Source organism: Cellulomonas pasadenensis, assembly GCF_047229365.1.
In the GTDB taxonomy this organism is placed as follows: Bacteria; Actinomycetota; Actinomycetes; order Actinomycetales; family Cellulomonadaceae; genus Cellulomonas.
The window spans coordinates 1-859 of record NZ_JBFTEP010000287.1 but is presented as its reverse complement, the minus strand read 5'-3'; the positions used below and the strand labels follow the sequence as shown (position 1 = coordinate 859).

1 pseudogene is annotated in these 859 nt (G+C 80.9%); it reads right to left on the bottom strand.

Annotated elements, in window-relative coordinates:
• A pseudogene (locus AB6N23_RS18500) lies at nt 1-859 on the bottom strand (hypothetical protein); the annotation flags it as partial.

Below are 859 nucleotides of genomic sequence, written 5' to 3'. Positions count from 1 at the left end.
GACGTCGCACGGGGGACGTCGCCACGTGGGCCGGACGCCGGCGGCGCCGGCTCGGGGGCGGCGTGCGCGGGAGGCGCGGGCAGGTCCCACGACGCCGCGGCACGCTCGCGGGAGATGGTCGTCGGCACCTCGGGGACGGCCGGTGCCGCGGCGGCGGACGTCCGCGCGGGCGCGCCGCCCTGCTCGGTGAGCACCGCCTCGACACGTACGCCGACGCCGAGCGTCTCGTGCAGCGCGCGCGCGACGACCTCGCCGTGGCCGCTGTTCTTGAACGTCGTCACCAGGCCGGGCTGCAGGAAGCCGAGGCGCAGCGTGGTCGCGTCGAGCTCGAGCACCTGCGCGTGCTGGTTGACCAGCGCCCACGAGGGCACTCGGAGCCGGCGCAGCGTCGTCAGCACGTCCGGCCAGCGCCGGCGCAGCATCTCGGTGTCGGCGGCGGCGGCCGCGGCCCCCGGCACCGGCGCGGCGGGGGCCGGGTCGGGTGCGGCGATCGCGGAGCCGGCGGACGTCGCCGCCGGTCGGTCGGGCGTGGCGTCCGAGGCCGCCGGTGCCGGTCGCTCGGAGGCCGGGACGGCCGCGGGCGCGTCGGACGCACGTGCGGGCGCCCGACCGACCTCGTCGGACGTGTCGGGCGCACCGCCGGGGGTGACCTGACCGGTGCGACCACGGTCGTCGGCGGTTCCTCCGCCGGGCGTGCGACCGGCGTCACCGGCGCCGGTGGCAGCACCCCGGGCGCCCTCGTCCGCCGTCGCGCGACCCGAGGCGTCGCCGGCCACGACCGTCCGCGCGCCGTCGTCGGCCGACCCGGCCCGCGCGTCGTCGCCGCCGGCCGTGCCGCGACCGGCGGGGTCGCCGGCGA